Origin of the sequence: Acidovorax sp. 62, assembly GCF_002754495.1 — a bacterium.
In the GTDB taxonomy this organism is placed as follows: Bacteria; Pseudomonadota; Gammaproteobacteria; order Burkholderiales; family Burkholderiaceae_C; genus Acidovorax.
Window position 1 is genome coordinate 4,938,757 of sequence record NZ_PEFJ01000001.1, and the last position, 20,833, is coordinate 4,959,589.

A 20,833-nucleotide genomic window follows, 5' to 3' on the forward strand; every position below is an offset into this window, starting at 1 on the left:
TTCTAATACTTTCTTTTAAAAATAAAATTATTTGAGTTGATCATGATAAATAGAATAAAAGCACCTCAAATATTTTTCATTGCCTTGATTTTTTACTTTGGTATTTATTCGTTAACCGGATTTATTCCTATTGCTGGCGGAGCGGGATTTGATGGATCTGTATATCTCGATTACATAATCAAGCTTGCATCAGGGTTGGGTATTGAGAAAGATCCTTATCGGCTTATGCGTATATCGGGATTTTTGCCGTCTGTTCTGGCTGCTCGCGCGGGGCTTGATTCGAGTGGAATTATTGTTTTTCAGGCAATATTTAATGCGGTATCCCTGTCTTTTGCCGCATCTTTATTCTTCAAAACTATTGAATCACTGATAAATAAAAACTCAAAGCTAATAGCGGCTATTGCAACAGGAATATTGTTTTTTAGTTGGCCATTTCTTGTTATGCCAATTTATTATCCAATTCTGAGCGATCATGTGGCATTGTTATTTGCCGTTGTGTCGCTGTATGCGTGGTCAAAATCTTATAAGAAGACGTTGCTATTGCTAATACCATTGTCGGTGTGGATCATGCCTGGATTGTTTGTTGTTCCTCTCATGTTGGCTGCGCTCCCGATCTATGGAACCGAAGGAGTTTTGAAAAAGATATCGCCCAATAACCGATGGGTAGGGGTATTTTTTGTGGGATTGTTGCTCATTGTTGCTTGGATTTTTTTAAAGATAAATAATTTATCTGATGCAGAAATTCTCATGCATCCACCGGGAGAAAAAATAGGAATGTCCGATTTAAGGAGTTGGTCATTATTATTCATTTTGATTGGTTTGTTTTTCGTTGCGTTTATTTGGGCGTGGATTTCTGGTTCTGGCCTGCTTCGGCATATTTTTTCAAAGAAAGATTTTTTTCTTGCAATGGTATTTTTGATTGTTGGGGCTCTATCAGTGCATTTTTTCATTGACTGGAGCTCTGGCAATAAGGGGCCGCCTCTTCTTTATTTTATGTTTTTGCAGGCAATGGCTGCGCCACTGAAGCCGATGGTTTCTCATTTTTTACACTTCGGCCCAATAATCATTGTTGCTGTAATGTCTTGTTTCTGCGCACGATCTTTTTTAATAACCGATAGTAGCCTTCCTTTATTCGTTGCCTTTTCAGCATATATCCCAATACTGATCTTGGGTTCAGAAAGTCGTCAGTGGATGCCAGTCTTTCCACTTGCCGTTGCATTTGTTGCAATGAATGAGTTTCGACTGAAAAATTTGTCGCTTATTTTGTTATTTTCGGTGGCATTGTGTCTTCCTGTTTTTATTTTGCGTGAAGAAGTGATGTTTTCTGTGGGTAATCGTTTGGATTACATGAGCCAGGGCTGGCAATTATATTTTGGTCGACAGGGTCCGTGGATTTCTCATCGTAGCTATTTGATTGGTTTGATTTTGATGCTTAGCTTCTTGTGGGCATATGTTTATATTTCAAGGCGAGATTGTATAGATTGATATTTAATGAGGATTATTGATCTATCTCCTGAGTCGCAATTTCTATGAGCAAAGCTCAACTTGCAACCAACTGCATGACTGATAGCAACGGCTTGTATTGGGGCTTGAGTAAAAATTCGTGCGATTTTTTGCTGACTACCCGGAAAATGCGCACTGTATCAATCTGACCAGCGAGCCGTGACTTACGCAGCAAAAGAATTCGGTGCAAACACTGCTTCAACTCAAGGCTGCTGCAAGCCGCGGACACGTCTCAACACTGAATGATTTTTCTAATGATTCAACCTGTTCTGCTCCCAAAAAGAGCTTCTAGCGCTTTGTTCGCGTAATTTTCAGTACTAACTCATTCAGAAAATATTGTGGTTTAAGCACTAGTTGCTATTATTTTAAAATTCACTTTTGAGTTTTTTGTGCGAGATAATTGTCTATTTGGTTTGTTTAACTTTATCAAATTGTTTTTTAATGTGATTTCAAATTGCCAGATCGGGCGCTTCTGTTTTTTGTGGTTGACATATTCTGTTTATTTGATTCGCAACTAACTTTATGTAAAGAATTTGCTGGGCGCTGCAGTTTTGGTGAATTTGTCGTCTGTTTTATGCTCCTGTTTGTTTTTTAGCCTTATTGAAAATCCCTTGTGAAGTCGGGAAATTTTTTTAAAAAACACATCGCAAAGAAGATATTTATGCAAATCAATGATTTATCCGCCCGTATCAGGGCTTACGAGAACCCAATCAAGCTTGCAACCAACCGCGTGATAGATAGCGGCTGGCTGGTGTTAGGGCCTGAAGTAAAAAAATTCGAGCAGTTGTTTGCCAACTACCTGGGCAGTGCGCACTGCATCAGCCTGGCCAACGGCACGGAGGCCATCGAATTGGCACTCAGGGCTTTCGGCGTCGAGCAAGGCGATAGCGTGGCTACGGTGGCCAACGCCGGCATGTACACCACGACGGCCATGCTGGCCATTGGCGCGCAGCCGTTCTTTCTCGATGTGGACTTGACCACGCGCAATGCCACCCTGTCCGAGGTGGAGCGCGCGCTGGCTGCGGGGGTCAAGGCGGTGGTGGTCACCCACCTGTATGGATTGGCTGCCCCGGAGATTGGGCAGATTGCCCAGCGTTGCGCCCAGCAGGGCGTGCCTTTGCTAGAGGATTGCGCGCAGGCGCACGGCGCCAGCGTTGATGGACGGCGCGTTGGCACGTTTGGCGATGCTGCTAGTTTCAGTTTTTATCCGACCAAGAACCTTGGCGCCCTGGGCGACGGCGGCGCTGTGGTCACTGCCAATGGCGCCATTGCTGAGAAAGTGGCGCGTTTGCGTCAATACGGTTGGACGACGAAATACCGGGTCGAGCTTAGCGGTGCCCGTAACAGCCGCCTTGATGAAATGCAGGCGGCGATTCTGGCGGTGTTTCTGCCGGATCTCGATGCTGCGAACGCCCGCAGGCGTGATATTGCTGCGCAGTATTCCACCCACATCGACCACCCGGATGTCTTGCTCCCCGCGCCAGCTGGGCCAGAGTATGTGGCGCATTTGTATGTAGTGCGAAGCGCTTGGCGCGATGCTTTGCGTGCGCACCTGCGCGGGATGGATATTGCCGCTGAAGTTCACTACCCGATTCCGGACTACCGTCAGCCCGTATTTGGTAGTCGCTTTGGCTCGTTCAGCCTAGAAAATACCGAACGCCTGAGCGAAGAAATCCTGACCTTGCCTTGCTATCCGGAGATGACTGAAGCACAGGTCCGGCAAGTCGTGGCCGCTGTCAATGCGTGGCGAGCATGAAATTCTCGGTCGTCATTCCTGTTTACAAAAACGAAGCTTCCATTCAGCGCCTCCTGGAGGCGTTGTCGAGCATGAACCGTCAGCTTGATGGTGAGATGGAGGCCGTGTTCGTCGTGGACGGTAGTCCAGATCAGTCGTTTGCGTTGTTGCGCGCTGCGTTAGACCAATTGGAATTTTCGGCGCAATTGTTGGCGCATTCGCGAAATTTCGGTTCTTTTCCGGCGATTCGAACTGGGTTAGAGGCCGCACGCGGCGATTGTTTCGGGGTAATGGCGGCCGATTTGCAGGAGCCTCCCGAATTGCTGATTGCCTTTTTCAAGGCGCTCTCGTTGGATGAATGCGACGTGGCCATTGGCACGCGAACGGGGCGCAACGATCCCTTTGCTTCGCGGCTTGCGTCAGGGCTTTTCTGGGGGCTTTATCGCCGGCTGGTGGTGAATGACATGCCCGAAGGTGGCGTCGATGTCTTTGGGTGCAACCGGATTTTTCGCGATCAGTTGCTCAAGCTGGAAGAGTCCCGCTCTTCGCTGATTGCGCTGATTTTTTGGCTGGGGTTTCGCCGCAAGCTGGTCAGCTACGAACGGATTGAGCGGAAAGAAGGTAAGTCGAGCTGGACTTTTAGCAAAAAAGTTGACTACATGATGGACAGTATATTTGCGTTCACCGACTATCCGATCCGTTTACTAATCCGGATCGGGGTGGTGGGATGCATGTTGTCCGCGGCGTTGGGAATGCTGGTTCTTGCCACGCACCTATTGGGGCGCATTCCAGTACCGGGCTACGCTGCCACCATGGTCGTCGTGCTCTTCTTTGGGATGCTCAATTTGCTGGGCCTGGGGCTGGTTGGGACTTACGCTTGGCGGGGGTATGAGAATAGCAAGCGGCGGCCACTCGCTGTAACGTCTATAACGGTTAGGAACCAAAAATGAATAATAACGTGATGATCCATCATTCTGCGGATGTCAAATCAACGCAGATAGGAGACGGAACAAAAATTTGGCAATGTGTCGCTGTTTTGCCCGGTGCCAAGATTGGTGTTGATGTAAATATATGTGCGCATTGCCTTATTGAAGACGATGTCGTTATTGGGGACCGTGTAACTGTAAAATCCGGTGTTTATTTGTGGAACGGAACTCGAATCGAAGATGATGTTTTTATCGGCCCAAACGTGACATTCACGAACGACAAATTTCCTCGCTCCAAAGTTTATCCAGACACATTTCTTTCCACAAAAATAGAAAAAGGAGCCTCGGTTGGAGGAGGTGCGGTTCTTCTGCCTGGAATAACCATTGGTCAAGGGGCAATGGTGGGTGCTGGTGCCGTAGTTACGAAGTCTGTTCCTCCTTATGCAATCGTTACAGGTTCTCCAGCCAGGATTACTGGGTATGTAAAAGCAGAAATTTCGAGTGACAAAAAAGGCAGTCATTTTAAAAAACCTGACGACTCGAAAGAGAAAATTATAAAAGTTGGTGTTGGCAATGTAACGTTGCACCAGCTTAAATTGGTTCGGGACATGCGAGGCGACTTGTCGGTTGGCGAATTCCCCCACGACATTCCTTTTGAGCCGAAGCGCTATTTTCTTGTGTTCAATGTGCCAAGTGAAAAAACGCGCGGGGAACATGCTCACCATCAATGCCACCAGTTCCTGATTTGCGTCAAAGGAAGCTGTGCGGTGGTAGTGGATGACGGCAAATCTCGTTGCGAGGTTTTGCTGGAATCGCCGGATATGGGCATTCATTTGCCACCCCTGACATGGGGTATTCAGTACAAATACTCCAGTGACGCGGTTCTTCTTGTTTTTACTTCGGATTATTATGATACCAAAGATTACATTCGTAATTATTCCGAGTTTGTCGATGCCGCTGCGAAGTGTTCATAAAAGTGGGTAAAACGACTGTCGGCCCACGAGCGCAGCGCTGGCTGCGCTTTATTATTGGTGGCGGAATCAACACCGGATTTACTTATCTGGTATATGTCGGTATTAATGCAATTCTCCCCTACCACGCTGCATATCTGATTGCATACGCGGTGGGGGTTGTTTTTTCTTATTGGTTCAATGCGAGAGTGGTTTTTCGTGTGCCACTGTCTTGGAAGGGTCTTGCAGCATACCCGGTAGTCTATGTTATTCAATATTTGGTCTCGGCTCTGTGCCTTGGCGGGCTGGTGGAATTTTTTCAGATCAGCGAATTGATTGCACCTTTGGTCGTGGCAGTGGCGATGATCCCTTTAACATATTTGATGAGCAAGTTGGTACTCGGCGGAAAAAAGCCAAGCCAGGCTTGATAAAAGAGAAAGATGCCTCATGAGCATTAGTAAAATTGAAAATAATAATCCTGCTTGCTCATTTGTGAAAATATTCAAGTTGGAATGGCACTGGTGGTGCATTGGGGCAGTGTTTTCTTTTGTCTTGGCCAGCGTACTCATGACAGGTTGGCCATCTGGTATTTTTCCTGATCTGACATACCCCTATATCTATCAAGGTGATGGTCTGAGCCATTCTTGGCTGACATTGCGTGCAATGGAAGGATGGATTTTTGATAATCCCCGCAGTGGTTATCCATTTGGATCCAGTTTTCTTGACTATCCAGGATCGGATTCTGGAAATTTATTGCTTCTGAAAATTATTGGCAATGTTGTCGGTAATTATTATGGCGCTCTTAATTTGTTTTTTCTATTAAGTTTTTCTGCAATTTTTATTGCATCATATTTCAGCTTTCGTGCATTCCAGTTAAATAAATCTTTTGCCTTTGTAGCCTCTTTGTTGTTTGCTTTTTTGCCGTTTCACTTTCAGAGGCTTGGTCATTTGTTTTACTTGTGGTACTTTGTAGTGCCAATTGTTTTTTTTCTTTGTCTTTCATTTTATGAGTCAGAGGGAAAGTTTTTTTCGCTAAAAAATATTATTTTTTTATTTTTTTCATCCATTGCTCTTGCGTCTTTTGGTGTTTATTATGCGCTTTTTGGGGTAATCGCTTTCTCTGTTTGTGTGTTTGCGATGTTTTGCAGGAGTGGCGGCATTAAATATGCCGAGGCCCCAGTCTTTGTTATTTTTTTTGTGATTTTTGGGGTTTTGTTAAATATTGCTCCAAATATATTCAATAAACATTTAAATGGCGAGAATCCAGAGGTTGCAGTGCGGTCTGCATCTGAGGCGGAGATTTACGGATTTAAGCTGATGCAGCTAATATTGCCAAGGGCCGGGCACCGAGAGCCTCACCTGGCTTCTTTGACGCAACGCTATAACGAAGCAACTCCGTTAGTTAATGAAAATGTCACCTCTTCGCTAGGCGTCGTTGGCGCTGCTGGGTTGGCAGTTTTGTTGATTGTTTTGATTTCCGCTCTTTCCGGAAGAAAAACAGATGCTAGGCTTTCACTGTTGGTGATGCTAATATTTGTTTTTTTTCTCTTTGGAATAATTGGTGGACTGGGTTCTTTGTTTTCGTCTGTCATTTCTTCGTCTATTCGAGGTTGGAACAGAATTAGCATCTTCATTGCTTTTGGAGCGATAGCAGCATTTTTCATTTTGTTGCAAATTTTTGTGGAAAGATACTTTTCCCCAGAAAGATCAAGGATGGCTTTTTTTGTATTCGCATTGATTTTTTGCGGAGTTGGGCTGTATGACCAAACGACATCCGCATGTTTAGCCTGCAATGAGCAAACAAAGGCAGCCTTCGAGAGTGATCGAAATTTCGTAGCTGAAATAGAAAAAAATATATCAAGCGGTGCTGCTATTTATCAGCTGCCTTATATGCCTTTTCCGGAAGTTGCACCACTTCATCGCTTGCATACCTATGATCTGGCAGTCGGTTTCCTGCATTCCAAGGAATTGCGTTGGAGTTATGCCGGTATGAAGGGGCGGGAAGGCGATCTCTTTTACCGCGCGCTCGCTCAAGAGTCGGTGGAGAAACAACTTGAAGTCATCAGTCGCATGGGATTTTCTGGAATTTATATCGATCGGCGTGGATTTGAAGACAATGCAGATTCTCTTATTATCCGTCTCACTGCGTTGTTAGGGGCTGAGCCGCTGCTGAAGCGCGTAGATGGTCAGGTAGTGTTTTTCCGCCTTCCCTCTGCCTTAAATGCTGATCTGTCTGGCCTGAGTGGTCGCGAAATCATGAAGAGATCCGGATATGTCGTTGATAAATTAGGTGCGCGTTATTCAGCTCATTTTTCCGATGGCATTGATTTCACGCGCCGCAATTGGCCAGAATTTGTTCGCGACGTCGCAGGTGTTTCGGTCCCGGAGCCTTGGGGGCGATGGTCGGATGCAAATCTTGCTCCGGGCGTCCGGTTCGATTTTTTCTCGCCCCTTCCCGAACGATTTACACTGGTTTTATCTGCCCGGCCGTTTAGTCGCAATGGTGAGCAAAAGGTTGTTGTCAAGGTCGGCGATCAAAACCACCATCTCGTAATAAAGCAGGGTGATTCTGACGTCCGGCTGCCGATAGTTTTACAATCTGAGGGCGTCGATTCAATCGAATTTATTCCACAAAATCCCATTTCTCCCAAAGAGGCAGGTGTGAATGGCGATTTGCGAATGCTTGGTATCGGGTTTACGCGTTTGCGATTTGAGGAATAATTGAATATTTCGGGGATCACTGGGAGCGATTTTTATCAGCTCAAATTTCATATTGGCTGGTCGTATAAAATGAATGCAAAAATATTACGAAGCGCTGCCATGAAACACAAATGCATCGTCACGGCGAGATACGGATACACCTAGTGCAACGCTGAGAGGCTTGTCAGCCCTGTGGCAAGGACAGATTTTGGCCAGCCCTTGTGGTTTTGTTGCATGGCAGCGGTTTCTGGTGGGTAAGTCAACACATGTGGCAATGTGGTAGTTATATTTAATAGTGAGAGATTTTTTGTGAAAAAAGCAATTATCACGGGAATTACTGGCCAAGACGGCGCATATTTGGCGCAACTTTTGCTCGAAAAAGATTATGTGGTGTACGGCACATTCCGCCGTACCAGCTCTGTAAATTTTTGGCGCATGGAGGAGTTGGGGTTTCAAAACCACCCCAATCTCCATTTGGTTGAATATGATTTGACCGACTTGGGCTCTAGCATTGCGCTGGTGCAAAAGGTGCAGCCCGACGAAATTTACAACCTGGCCGCACAAAGTTTTGTGGGTGTGAGTTTTGATCAGCCCAGCACCACGGCACAGATTACCGGTATTGGCGCACTGCACCTGCTTGAAGCCATTCGCCTGGTCAACCCCAAAATCCGCTTCTACCAGGCCAGCACGTCGGAGATGTTTGGCAAAGTGCAGGCTATACCGCAGATGGAAGACACGCCGTTTTACCCGCGCAGTCCCTATGGCGTGGCCAAGCTGTATGCGCACTGGATGACGGTGAATTACCGCGAGAGCTACGATATTTTTGGGAGCAGTGGTATTTTGTTCAACCATGAGAGCCCGCTGCGTGGCCGCGAATTTGTCACCCGCAAAATCACCGACAGCGTTGCCAAAATCAAGCTGGGAAAGCTTGATGCGATGGAGCTGGGCAACCTCGATGCCAAGCGCGACTGGGGCTTTGCCAAAGAATATGTAGAAGGCATGTGGCGCATGCTGCAGGCCGACGAGCCCGACACCTTTGTGCTGGCTACCAATCGCACCGAAACCGTGCGCGACTTTGTGCGAATGGCCTTCAAGGGCGCTGGCATTGCGGTGGACTTCCATGGCACAGCAGAGCAAGAAACAGCCGTAGACACCGCCACCGGCAAGACGGTGATGCGCATCAATCCCAAGTTTTACCGTCCGGCCGAGGTGGAGCTGCTGATTGGCAACCCGGCCAAAGCCGAGGCCAAGCTGGGCTGGGCTCCCGCCACCACACTTGAGCAGCTTTGCCAGATGATGGTGCAGGCAGATTTGCGCCGCAACGAGAACGGGGCATCGTTTTGAACATTCTGCTGACCGGCGCCAATGGCTTTACCGGGCTGCGTTTTGCTGCGCTGGCGCGGCAGGCCGGCCACGAGGTCACTGCGCTGCAGGTCGACCTAACGGAGCCCCTAGCGGTAACAAACGCGGTGGCCTCCGCGGTGGCGGCGCTGCCCCAGGCGCAGCCTTGGGCGGTGGTGCATTTGGCCGCGCTCAGTTTTGTGGGCCATGCGGACGAGCTGGCGTTTTATGGCGTTAACGTGCTGGGCACGCTGAACTTGTTGGCAGCGCTGGCGGGGCAGGCTGAACGCCCATCGTGTGTGCTGGTGGCCAGTAGCGCTAATGTGTATGGCAACTGCCCGCAATCGCCGATTGCTGAATCCCAGACGCCGGCGCCAGTCAACCATTACGCGGCCAGCAAAGTGGCGATGGAGCATTTGGCCCGCGCTTACGCCGACCGATTGCCGCTGGTGTTGACCCGGCCTTTCAACTACACCGGGCCTGGCCAGGCGCCGCAGTTTTTGATTCCCAAGCTGGTAGAGCACTTTGCGCGCCGTGCCCCGGTGGTTGAGCTGGGCAACCTGCACGTGGAGCGGGAGTACAACGATGTCGATTTTGTCTGCCGCTCGTACCTGCACTTGCTGGCCCATGGCGAGCCGCTGGGGCTGTACAACATTTGCACTGGCATCACTTATACGCTGGATGATTTGATTGCGCGGCTGCGCCGCTTGGCGGGGCACGCCATTGAGGTGTGCGTTAACCCGGCTTTTGTGCGCCCCAATGAGATCCAGCGCCTCTGCGGCGACCCGGCCCGCCTGCAGGCCGTGTGGCGTACAGCGGGCGATGAGTGGCCCACACAGACATCGCTGGATGCCACGCTGGCACGCATGCTGGCTGCCGCAGCGGCCTGAGGGGTAAAGAGCATGGGCTTGCGGCTGATTCTGGCGACCGATGCCATTTTCCCACCGCTGACCGGCATTGGTCGCTATGCCTATGAGCTGGCTACCCGGTTGCCGCTGCGTGATGACGTCGAAGAGCTGCGCTATTTAGGCATGTGGGCCTGGGGGCGTGTGCCTAGCAGTTTGGGTGTGAGCCGGGCTCCTGTGGCTGGGGCCATTCCTGTGTCTCCGGCATGGTTGGTGCCTGTGCGTCGCTATATGGCGACCAAGCATTTGGCCGTGGAAGTTTATGACCGGGTGTCCGAGGTGTTGCGCAGCTGGCTATTGCGCCAGGGACAGGGGGCGGTGTACCACTCACCCAACTATTTTCTTCCCGCCTATGACGGGCCCTTGGTTGCAACGGTTCACGATTTGTCAATAGATCGTTTTCCAGAAACGCATCCGGCTGCAAGCAGGCGTTATTTTGAGCTTGCATTCAAGCGCTCACTTTGCCGGGCAGACGCTCTGATTACCGACTCAGAAACTGTGCGTCAGGAGCTGATTTCCGACTACGCAGTGGCGCCGGAGCGCGTGACAGCCATTCACTTGGGTGTGGACGCATCCTTTCGGCCGCGCCCCGATGCTGAATTGACGCCGGTACTGGCACGGCATGGTTTGGTGAAGGGGCAATATGTGCTTAGTGTAGGAACGCTGGAGCCTCGGAAGCGGCTGGACCAGCTCATCACAGCCTACGCAGGCTTACCTACATCGCTGAGAACGCATTTCCCGTTGGTTTTAACTGGCGCCAGCGGTTGGCTTAACGAGCGTGTGCGGCCGCTGATAGAGCGCGGCCAAGCTGAAGGCTGGTTAAGGTATCTGGGGTTTGTACCTCAGGCAGATTTGCCTGCCGTCTACGCCGGTGCCCACGCGTTTGCCATGATTTCGATTTATGAAGGTTTTGGTCTTCCGTTGCTGGAGGCTATGGCGTCGGGCGTGCCAGTGTTAACGTCTGATCGCTCGTGCATGCCTGAAGTGACTGCTGGTGCAGCGTTGTTGGTTAGTCCCGACGATGTGGATGCCATCCGGGGGCAGCTCGTGCGTTTGATAGAAGACACTCCATGGCGGGCTGATGCAACGGAATACGGTTTGGCACGTGCGAGGGGGCTTACCTGGGAGCGTTGCCTTGAGCAGACTACCAATGTGTATAGATCCATTGCCTGAGTGAGGTGTCGCCTTCAATCGGCTTTGTTGCACAAACTAGCCCTCATCGTACTGTCTGGTTCGGCGCATGAGTGCTCATCTCGGCCGCTCTCATCAGGCTTGAATTCGCGCCGTCTGAAGAGGTCTGTTTGCAACCTATCCGGTTTTTGCGGTATCTCTATTCCGGGGTTCCGGTCGCACATGCGCAATACTGAGGAGTGTTGATACAACCATGTACCGCGCGGCGTTGGCCCACGACCGGAAAATTTTGGACCGGTCGATTCTGGATGTGTGCATTGCGAGCGGCACTTCAGCAATTCGCCTGCCTTCGCGCCTCATCAGCAGCAGAGTTCCGATGTCTTGGTAGTCCAGCAGCGTGGCCTCGGCAGATGCAGCCACTTGCATGGCTGCGCGGTTATACAGCCGAAATCCCGAAACAAAGTCACGCAATCCCAAGCCTGTCAGCCACCGAAACCACTGCCAGGCTGCACGGCGCGGCAGGCTGTTGCTGCTTGCGAAATAGGCTACTGCCATGTCAGCTTGATTGCCCGCAGCAAGTAGCGCCGGTAGTTCTTCTACTTCATAGCGGCCCTCTGCGTCGATGGTGATGGCGCAAGAGTAGCCTTGCACAAGCGCATGACGGATGCCGGTCTGCAAGCTGCCCCAGGTCGTCATTTTTAGAAGAGGACGCAGCACTCGTGCCCCGTGCTGCTCAGCCAAGTGGCAGGTTGCGTCAGTGCTGCGGTTATCAACCACAAGCACTGGAGCGTTGACCAAGGCGCGCACGCGTTGCAGCAGGTGGCCAATGTCGTTGGCATTGTTATGGGTGGCAATCACCACCATCAAGCCGCGTGTGGCGGGCGCTGTACTTCTGCCCGGTGCCATGCTTCTGTAATGGCGGGCAGTGGCGCGCTCGCAAGGGCCAATCCCAAAGTGCTCTTGCAGTGCCTTGTTGCCTGCTTTGCCCAAACGTTGACGCAAGCCGGGATCATGTTGCAGGCGGGCTATGGTGCTGCGCCAGGCTTCCACATCTTCAAAAGGAACATGCAGCCCGCAATGGGCGTGCGAAACAACCCATGGCATTCCGGAGCCTGGCAAATCCGTCACGAGACAGGGGCGTGAGTGCTGCATGGCCTCCAGCAGCACTACTCCAAACGCCTCCGTGCGCTCGCGCGATGCCAGGCAAAAAAGGTCGCACTGCGCCAACAGAGCATGCTTTTGGGCATCATCCACAGCACCTAAGAGTCGAGTGGCGGGCGCAGTACCAGCAGGGGTTGTGCTGCGCACCAGCTCTTCAAGAGAGTCGTGAAGCTCGCCACTTCCGACAATCAGCAGTTCCACGCCGGGCAGTGTGGAGACCGCTTTAATCAGGATTTCAAAGCCCTTGTAGTAGGTGAGCCGGCCGATCGATAGGAGTTTGAATTGGGTCTCTGCCCGCCAAAGTGATGTTGCTTGTGCTCTGGCCTCCGCTCCAGGAGAGCTGTCTTGCAGATTGATACCCAGCGGCACCACGTCACATTTATCGAGCCAAGGTCGCAATGCTGCGCTGGCCTGCAAGTAGGGCGGTGATGTTGCGAAGATCTGTTGTGCACGTTCCAGAAGAGCTTGCTCAAAAGGCCGATACAGCATGTAGGCCAAAGCCACAGACCACTTGATATTCGACACCACCACGTCCGAATGCCAGTGCACCACCCAAGGCACTTTGCGTGCGCTAGGGAGCGTTAATGCCCAGAGCGCCGAGTTGTTGGGCATGTGCAAGTGCAGCACATCCGGCTTGAAGCGGTCGATGGCTTGCCCGAGCGCGCGCCGAAAGCCAACGGCCATGGGCGCGTACACCAAATTGAACTGCACTGGAACTCTGTGCACCCAAGGGGGGTCATCGGGCAAAGGGGTGCCATGCACCATGGCCTGGGCGTCGATGCCTTGGCGTCGCTGCTCTTGAATCAGGTCTGCCAAAAAGACTTCCATCCCGCCCATGTATGGTGGAAAGAACTTGCCGACATGGAGGATTCGCAACGTCATGGGCGAGCTGCTTGTTTGCGTCAGGGCTTGGACTTGTTGGATGGTTTGGTGGATGCGGCCAACTGCTCGCGCACTTGCCGATACTGCGCATTGCGTGGCTCCAGCTTGATCGCCTCATCGATATCTTTCAGGCCATCATTCAGTTTGCCCGCACGGTACAACGCAACGCCTCTTCCGTAGTAAGCAGGGGCACTGGGTGCAGAGGCGATTAAGTCGTCAAACAGTGGCACTGCTTTTTGCGTGTCGCCCTTGCCAACCATTGCCATGCCCATACCCAGCAAGAGCCGGGGATGTTTGGGGCTCATTTGCAGCAGGGTTTCAAAGTCGCTGATGGCTGCGTCATATTGCTGGGCGGCAATGCCTGCATCAGCATGCCGTTGCAGCAGCAATACTTGCATTTTCTTATCGGTGTTGTTTCCTTGGGGCGCGTCTTTCAGGGCTGTGCCAAAGCTCTCGAACGCCAATGGGAATTGGCCCAGAGCGAAGGCTGACTCGCCCCGGTGGTAGTGCAGCAATTGCCCGCTGAAGCCCTTGGCCTGCGCAGCGGAAAACGCCTGTAGCGCTTCTGCATGCTTCTTTTGCTGTTGCAGCGCGACCCCAATATTGAAGCGAGCATTCCCGCCCAAGTCCCCCAGAGCATCGGCCGTCAGAAAGGCACGTTCCGCCAATGCGAGGGATCCTTTTTCAAGGTGATAGGCCCCCAGGTTCAAGAATGGGCGGCTGCGTCCAACGGCATTGGCCGGAGCTTTGGTGTCGATCTTCTCGGCTGCGTCAGCCCAGGCAGTGCCCTCGTCCCTGAGGGAGAGGTTGCGCTCCAATGCCAATCCGCCAAAGATCAATGCAATCAAGACACCCACGGCGTAAATCGTCTTGGGCTTAAAGCCGGTCAGCACAATGGCAACAAGGCCGGGGACGGCCACAGCCCACAAGTAACTGCGGTACAGCACAAACGGGTCTTGCACCCAGACCGTGGCAAATTCGGTTGCAAACCAAAGCAGCGGGAACAGCAGGATCAGACCGGCCAAACCCAGCGCATCTTTGCGGCGTACCACCATCCAAATCGCTATCCCAAGCAAGCAGACGTAGCCCAAAGCACCAGCCAAATGCCCCCACGAAGCAAACCCCAGCGGAAACGCCGGACGCAGATCGACTGACATCCACTGCACGTTGGGGACAAACCACAGCAGGCCATATGCAAAAAACAGCGCCGCTTCGTTCAACAGACTCAAGGGGTAAATCTGGGCTGTGATCCCGGGGCGCATGGTCTCCAGCTGCTGCACCAATGCTGCAGAGCGTGGGTCAAACACCTTGCCCAGCACTGCCCCATAAATGCCAAAAAACGCAGCGGCAGCGAGTGCCAACACCAGCAACGCGCCGCCGGCGACAACACCAATAGCTTTCCAGCCGGGGCGGCGGATGTATATGTACAGCGGCACGGCCATGGCGGCTGTCATGACGGCATACTCTTTTGACAGCACGGCCAGCACATAGCTACCCAAAGCCCCTGCGTACCAGCCAGCGCGCCCCGTTTGCAGGCCGCGAACGAAGAGCCAGCAGGCCAACACAGCAAACAATGTCGCCATCACGATGGAGCGCTGAACCAGGTACCCCACCGCGTAGACGGCGACCGGGTTCAGTGCGAACAGTGCGACTCCCACCTGCAATGCGGCGGTGCGGGATGCCTCAAAGTGCGTTTGATCCTCAAACTCTTGGGGAAATTTGGCTTGGGTCAACAGCGCTTTCAGTAGCGCATAAATGCAAGCGACCGTGCCCAGGTGCAACGCGATATTCAGAAACCGCTGTTTCCACCACCCTTCGCCGAACAAACTTTGCAGCCAAACGAAGCTTCCATAAGACAGCATCCGCTGTTTGAATTGGAGCAGGTTGCCGTATTCGCCAAAGATGGTGCCATCGCTCAATCGCAGGTCATCAAACAGCAAATCATTGCGAATGCCAGGCAGATAAATGCCCAGCACTGCCAAAACAAGGGCAAGGGCAAATAGGTAGGTTGCTTTGCGCGATGTAGCCATAAGAATTTTTGAGGAGGAATGCCAGGGTTTGCCGACTGTGCGATACAGGTAGTCACAGGCAGGCAAACGGGTCGGAGCGAGTCTAAGCCATGCAGGGCATTGGTTAACAGTTTCCAAGTCACCACTGAGCAGGCGTGCGCGCCTGAGCAGGATGCCGCGCTTATGTGCTGGGTCGGGTCTGGAGGCCTAATCCTGACAAGACCAATTGGCAGATCAGCGCCTCCGCCTTCTCATAGTCCTTCTCCGTCAGCGCAGGCTTGCCCAGCAGCAGTGCAAACTGAGCCTCCTGGTCGGCGTAGGCCTGGGTGACCGACCAGATGATGAACATCAGATGGGTGAAGTTGACCTTGGCGATGCGGCCTTCCTTGGCCCAGCGCTCGAAGGTGCGCACTTCGGCCTTGAGGCGGGGGCCAACGCGCTCGGCGATGGCTTTGCCGTAACGTGGTGCACCGGCAATCACCTCTTTGGTGAACACCTTGGCGCCATCGGGGTGCTCACGGGAATACCGCAGTTTGGCCTGGATGTATTGGCGCAGGGCGGCCTCTGGCTCGTTGCTGTGCGACAGGTCGTCCATACCTGCCAGCCATTGGTTCAGCACGTCGTCCAACACTCGTTGGTACAGCGCCTCCTTGCTGGGAAAGTAATACAGCAGGTTGTGTCGGCTCAAGCCCGCTGCAGCGGCAATGTTCTCCAGGGATGCGCCTTCAAACCCAAACTGGGCGAAATGGCTCTGGGCTTCCTGAAGGATGCCGCGCTCTTTCAGTAAGCGTGATGGCTTGGGGGCTCGCGCGGTGCGCTCTGTGGTTGACGGGTTGGCAGTAGTCCGGGTTGCGGCGGTGCGTTGGCGGGCCGGGGACGGGGTTGGAGATGTATGGAGTGGGCGTGCGGCTGTCATCGCACCATTGTGGAACAAGCGCGGCCGCCAGAAGCTGGCACAGGCTTTGCTCTAGGGATTTTACCAATTGGTAAATTTTTACCACTGGGTAAATTGAACCACTGGCCGAGCACTGAGCGATTCAAACGCCGGGCATCGGCCGCCCTACCGAGGACCACGATGAAACCTCCGGAAATTGCAAGCGCTGGCACGCCTGGGCTCCAGGCTGTGGTGCCGCGACGGCGCGGCGCGGCAGCTTTGCCCGCGCCTTACCCCTCACCCACTCTCCACCTTCCGGAGGCTTTCTGATGGACACACCCGCAAGCCGTGCCTGCGGCATTCATGCCGCACGCCTGAACCTGGCCGACTACACCGCCAACTTCAGCGACGCACACCCGCCGCTGACCAAGCCCCAGGCCCTGATTGAGGCCGAGCGTTGCTACTACTGCCACGATGCGCCTTGCGCCACGGCGTGTCCTACGGGCATTGATATCCCGTCGTTCATCCACCGCATCGCACAGGACAACAACCGGGGTGCCGCTCGCGCCATCCTGGAGGCGAACCCGCTGGGCGGCATGTGCGCCCGCGTCTGCCCCACTGAGGTGCTGTGCGAGCAGGCCTGCGTGCGCAACACCAACGAGGACAAGCCGGTAGAGATCGGCTCACTGCAGCGCTACGCCACCGATGCCTTCTTTGCCCGGCCCGGTGCACCGCTGTTCCAGCGCGCAGCCGCCACCGGCAAGCGCGTGGCCGTGGTGGGCGCAGGGCCTGCGGGCCTGGCCTGTGCGCATGGCCTGGCCGTGCGCGGGCATGAGGTGGTGCTGTTTGAGGCGCGTCCCAAGCTCGGCGGTCTCAATGAATATGGTCTGGCCAGCTACAAGACGACGAACAATTTTGCGCAGAAGGAAGTGGAGTGGTTGTTGTCCATTGGCGGCATTGAGGTGCGCACGGGCCAGCAACTGGGCCGCGACATCACGCTCGACAGTCTGCTGGGCGCGTACGACGCTGTGTTCCTGGGACTGGGCCTGCAGGGTGTGAATGCGTTGGGTGTGGCAGAGCCTCTGGTGACCGGCTTGCGCAATGCGGTGGACTTCATCGCCGAGCTGCGCCAGAGCGCCGACCTCTCGACCCTGCCGGTGGGCCGCCGCGTGGTGGTGATTGGCGGCGGCATGACGGCGGTGGACGCCGCCGTGCAGTCGCGCAAGCTGGGCGCCGAAGAAGTGACCATCGTCTACCGCCGTGGCGCTGACGCCATGTCCGCATCGGCGGTAGAGCAGCAGTGGGCGCAGACCAATGGCGTGACCATCCGCCACTGGGCTGCACCGAAAGAAGTGCTGAGCGAAGGCGGTGCGGTGAAGGGCGTTCGCTTTGCTGCCACGGCCCTGAGCGGCGGCAAGCTGGTGGAAACCGGCGAGACCTTCACGCTCGAAGCCGACATGGTTCTCAAGGCCATTGGGCAGACCTATGTGGCCGGGCCTGCGGGCAAGACCATAGCCTTGGAGGCGGGCCGCATTGCCACAGACGCTGAGGGCCAGACCAGCCTGCCACGCGTGTGGGCGGGTGGTGACTGCCGCGCTGGTGGGCGCGACCTCACGGTAGAGGCTGTGGAGCACGGCAAGGTGGCCGCAGTGTCCATCCATGCCGCCCTGACGGCCCCCGTTGCACAAGCCGCCTGACGCGCAGCGGCATCCCCCACACAGCACAACACACGGGAGCATCCCATGGCAGACATTCGCAGCAATTTCCTGGGCATCCAAAGTCCCAACCCCTTCTGGCTGGCCTCCGCACCGCCCACGGACAAAGAGATCAACGTCACCCGCGCCTTCGAAGCAGGCTGGGGCGGCGTGGTGTGGAAGACGCTGGGCGAAGACCCCTCGGTGGTCAACGTCAACGGCCCGCGCTACTCCACTCTCATGTCGCAAGACCGCCGCGTGATTGGCCTGAACAACATCGAGCTGATCACCGACCGGCCGCTGCAGACCAACCTCGAAGAGATCAAACGCGTCAAACGCAACTGGCCGGACCGCGCGATGATCGTCTCGCTGATGGTGCCCTGCGTGGAAGAGAGCTGGAAGAACATCCTGCCGCTCGTGGAAGACACCGGCGCCGACGGTATTGAACTCAACTTCGGCTGCCCCCACGGCATGAGCGAGCGCGGCATGGGCGCGGCCGTGGGCCAGGTGCCTGAATACATCCAGATGGTCACGGCCTGGTGCAAACACTACAGCAAGCTGCCCGTGATCGTGAAGCTCACGCCCAACATCACCGATGTGCGCCAGCCCGCACGCGCTGCCAAGGCGGGCGGGGCGGATGCGGTGTCGCTCATCAACACCATCAACTCCATCATGGGCGTGGACCTGGACCGCATGGTGATGAGCCCGAGCACGGACGGCTGGGGTTCGCACGGCGGTTACTGCGGCCCGGCCGTCAAACCTATTGCGCTCAACATGGTGGCCGAGATTGCACGCGACGCGCAAACTGCGGGCCTGCCCATCAGCGGCATTGGCGGCATCACCACCTGGCGTGACGCGGCCGAATACATTGCGCTCGGCTGCGGCACGGTGCAGGTGTGCACCGCCGCCATGGTCTATGGCTTCAAGATCGTGCAGGACATGTGCGACGGGCTGTCGAACTTCATGGACGAGCACGGCTACGCTACGCTCGACGACTTCAAGGGCCAGGCCGTTCCCACGGTCAAGGACTGGAAGAACCTCAACCTCAACCACATCGAAAAAGCTGTTATCAACCAGGACGCGTGCATTCAGTGCGGCCGCTGCCATGTGGTGTGCGAAGACACCTCGCACCAGGCCATTACCTTCACCAAAGAGGGTGGCGTGCGCAAGTTTGAGATCAACGAGGCCGAATGCGTGGGCTGCAACCTCTGTGTGTCGATCTGCCCCGTGCCCGAGTGCATCACCATGCGCGCGCTGGAGCCGGGCGAAGTTGATGTGCGAACGGGCAAGAAAGTGACAGGCGAATACGCCAACTGGACCACGCACCCGAACAATCCGATGCGCGTGGCGGCGTAAGCGCGGCCTGCGCGCATGTAGCGGCGCAGCCTGGCTGCCGGGTTGCGCACCACGCCCGTCGCGTTGCTGGCGCAGGGTGCTCTGGTGTAGTTCTTGCGTGCGGCACTGCGGTATCGGCTTCGTTTTTCTCCCGTGGGCTGTCCGGTGTGCAGCGCGGGTTTTGTGCAAACCCTCTGAGGTCTTTGACAGGAGTTTCGGCATGACAAACAGTTCAGGCATCGCGGCCCCCGTGGCAGGGCATGCGCCCGGTGCGGCGGGCAATCCGCTGGCCAACGAAGATTTGCTACCCACCACCCCCGCGCAGCGCCACTGGGGCTGGAAGGACTTTGCCGCACTCTGGGTGGGCATGGTCGTGTGCGTACCCACCTACACCATGGCCAGCTCCATGCTGGACCAGGGTTTCACTTGGCAGATGGCCGTGTGGCTGGTGTTCCTGGCCAACTGCATCGTGCTGGTTCCCATGGTGCTCATCGGGCGCGTGGGGCCCAAGTACGGCGTTCCCTTCCCGGTGCTGGCGCGTGCATCGTTTGGCGTCAAAGGCGCCAACCTTCCCGCCGTGTTGCGTGGTCTGGTGGCCTGTGGCTGGTTCTCCATCAACTGCTACTTTGGCGCGCTGGCGTTGCATGGCTTCTTGAACATCCTGGGCATGGGGCTCGCGGGCCCGGCAGATGGCGAGACCATCAGCACCTCGCAGTTCATGTGCTTCCTGGCGTTCTGGGCCGTGCACATCTACTTCATCTGGAAGGGGCCGGAATCCATCCGCCTTCTGGAGGTCATCGCCGCGCCGCTGATGATCGGCGCCTCGATCCTGTTCGTGGTGGTGCTCGTGATGAAGGTGCCGTCGGGCCAGCTCTTCAACCTGCCCGCCAAGGTGGTGGAAGGCGGGCCCAAGACCTGGGCGGCCCTCACGGGGCTGGTGGGCTTCTGGGCCACGCTGGCGCTCAACATCCCGGACTTCACGCGCTTTGCCAAGTCGCAGAAGGACCAGGTCGTGGGCCAGGCCATCGGCCTGCCGATTCCCATGGCGCTGTTCTCCATGGTGGGCGTGATCGGCTTCTCGGCCTCGGCCATCCTGTATGGCAAGGCGCAACTGTTCCCTGATGGCCTGCTCACCCAGATGGGCAGCGTGGCTGCAGGCCTGGGCCTGCTGGTGATCCTGCTGGCCAACCTGACGACCAATGTGGCTGCCAATCTGGTGTCGCCTTCGTATGACTTCAGCCAGTGTGCGCCTTCCAAGATCAGCTTTCGGATGGGCGGCGTGATCGCTGCGCTGATTGGCCTGGTGTTCATGCCCTGGAAGATCCTGGCCACCTCGGGCGGCTACCTCTTCACCTGGCTGGGCGGCTACGGCACGCTGCTGGGCGCGATTGCGGGCATTTTGCTGGTGGACTACTACCTGGTGCGCAAGAGCGAACTGAAGGTGGACGACCTGTACCGCCGTGGCGGCGAATACGAGTACAGCAACGGCTGGAACCTGCAAGCCCTGATCGCCTTTGCGCTGGGCGTGCTGCCCTGCCTGCCGGGCTACCTGGCGGTATCGGGCGTTGTGGACAAGGCAGGCATGCCCGCCATCTGGTTGTCGCTGTTCGATGCGGGCTGGTTCTTCAGCCTGGCGGTGGCCGGCACCTACTACTACGTCACCGCCAAGAAGAAGTGACGCCCTGGA

At 54.9% G+C, this 20,833-nt stretch carries 15 protein-coding genes; 12 read left to right on the forward strand and 3 right to left on the reverse strand.

Going from position 1 to position 20,833, the window contains the following annotated elements:
• The first annotated feature begins 42 nt into the window (after positions 1–42).
• The 9 genes from CLU86_RS22750 (at position 43) to CLU86_RS22200 (ending at position 11,233) form a co-directional block, all read left to right on the forward strand.
• Positions 43–1,485: a hypothetical protein gene (locus CLU86_RS22750; RefSeq protein WP_143226770.1), complete on the forward strand. Its 1,443-nt coding sequence runs from the start codon at positions 43–45 to the stop codon at positions 1,483–1,485.
• Between the two features lie 631 nt (positions 1,486–2,116).
• Positions 2,117–3,259, forward strand: a complete 1,143-nt coding sequence (locus CLU86_RS22165; protein WP_233195170.1) for a DegT/DnrJ/EryC1/StrS aminotransferase family protein — start codon at positions 2,117–2,119, stop codon at positions 3,257–3,259.
• Positions 3,256–4,188 carry a glycosyltransferase family 2 protein gene (locus CLU86_RS22170; protein WP_099743139.1) on the forward strand — a complete coding sequence of 311 codons (933 nt, stop codon included), beginning with the start codon at positions 3,256–3,258 and terminating at the stop codon, positions 4,186–4,188. Before CLU86_RS22165 ends, CLU86_RS22170 begins: the two co-directional genes overlap by 4 nt.
• Complete coding sequence (locus tag CLU86_RS22175) at positions 4,185–5,138, forward strand: WxcM-like domain-containing protein (protein ID WP_099743140.1); 954 nt, start codon at positions 4,185–4,187, stop codon at positions 5,136–5,138. Before CLU86_RS22170 ends, CLU86_RS22175 begins: the two co-directional genes overlap by 4 nt.
• Positions 5,129–5,542, forward strand: coding sequence for a GtrA family protein (locus tag CLU86_RS22180; protein ID WP_233195171.1), 414 nt, complete (start codon positions 5,129–5,131; stop codon positions 5,540–5,542). The genes CLU86_RS22175 and CLU86_RS22180 overlap by 10 nt, the downstream gene beginning before the upstream one ends.
• 19 nt (positions 5,543–5,561) lie before the next feature.
• Positions 5,562–7,835: a sugar translocase gene (locus tag CLU86_RS22185; protein ID WP_199175166.1), complete on the forward strand. Its 2,274-nt coding sequence runs from the start codon at positions 5,562–5,564 to the stop codon at positions 7,833–7,835.
• 288 nt (positions 7,836–8,123) lie between these two features.
• A complete protein-coding gene (gene gmd, locus CLU86_RS22190) occupies positions 8,124–9,158 on the forward strand; it encodes a GDP-mannose 4,6-dehydratase (protein ID WP_099743142.1) in 1,035 nt (344 codons plus the stop codon).
• Positions 9,155–10,045, forward strand: coding sequence for a GDP-mannose 4,6-dehydratase (locus tag CLU86_RS22195; protein WP_099743143.1), 891 nt, complete (start codon positions 9,155–9,157; stop codon positions 10,043–10,045). Before gmd ends, CLU86_RS22195 begins: the two co-directional genes overlap by 4 nt.
• Before the next feature lie 12 nt (positions 10,046–10,057).
• Positions 10,058–11,233: a glycosyltransferase family 1 protein gene (locus tag CLU86_RS22200; protein ID WP_233195172.1), complete on the forward strand. Its 1,176-nt coding sequence runs from the start codon at positions 10,058–10,060 to the stop codon at positions 11,231–11,233.
• A gap of 135 nt (positions 11,234–11,368) precedes the next feature.
• Here CLU86_RS22200 and CLU86_RS22205 read toward each other — a convergent pair whose 3' ends face one another.
• The 3 genes from CLU86_RS22205 to CLU86_RS22215 form a co-directional block, all read right to left on the reverse strand.
• Positions 11,369–13,234, reverse strand: a complete 1,866-nt coding sequence (locus CLU86_RS22205; RefSeq protein WP_099743144.1) for a glycosyltransferase — start codon at positions 13,232–13,234, stop codon at positions 11,369–11,371.
• Between the two features lie 20 nt (positions 13,235–13,254).
• Positions 13,255–15,264: a tetratricopeptide repeat protein gene (locus tag CLU86_RS22210; protein ID WP_099743145.1), complete on the reverse strand. Its 2,010-nt coding sequence runs from the start codon at positions 15,262–15,264 to the stop codon at positions 13,255–13,257.
• 160 nt (positions 15,265–15,424) lie between these two features.
• Positions 15,425–16,159 (reverse strand): TetR/AcrR family transcriptional regulator, encoded by a 735-nt coding sequence (locus tag CLU86_RS22215; protein ID WP_099743146.1) that lies wholly within the window; start codon positions 16,157–16,159, stop codon positions 15,425–15,427.
• A 287-nt stretch (positions 16,160–16,446) separates the two neighbouring features.
• On the opposite strand from CLU86_RS22215, the gene CLU86_RS22220 reads away from it, so the two are divergent.
• The 3 genes from CLU86_RS22220 (at position 16,447) to CLU86_RS22230 (ending at position 20,824) form a co-directional block, all read left to right on the forward strand.
• Positions 16,447–17,814: an NAD(P)-dependent oxidoreductase gene (locus tag CLU86_RS22220; protein ID WP_099743147.1), complete on the forward strand. Its 1,368-nt coding sequence runs from the start codon at positions 16,447–16,449 to the stop codon at positions 17,812–17,814.
• Positions 17,815–17,859: 45 nt separating this feature from the next.
• A complete protein-coding gene (gene preA / locus CLU86_RS22225; RefSeq protein WP_099743148.1) occupies positions 17,860–19,167 on the forward strand; it encodes an NAD-dependent dihydropyrimidine dehydrogenase subunit PreA in 1,308 nt (435 codons plus the stop codon).
• Positions 19,168–19,366: 199 nt separating this feature from the next.
• Positions 19,367–20,824: an NCS1 family nucleobase:cation symporter-1 gene (locus tag CLU86_RS22230; protein ID WP_099743149.1), complete on the forward strand. Its 1,458-nt coding sequence runs from the start codon at positions 19,367–19,369 to the stop codon at positions 20,822–20,824.
• Positions 20,825–20,833 lie beyond the last annotated feature (9 nt).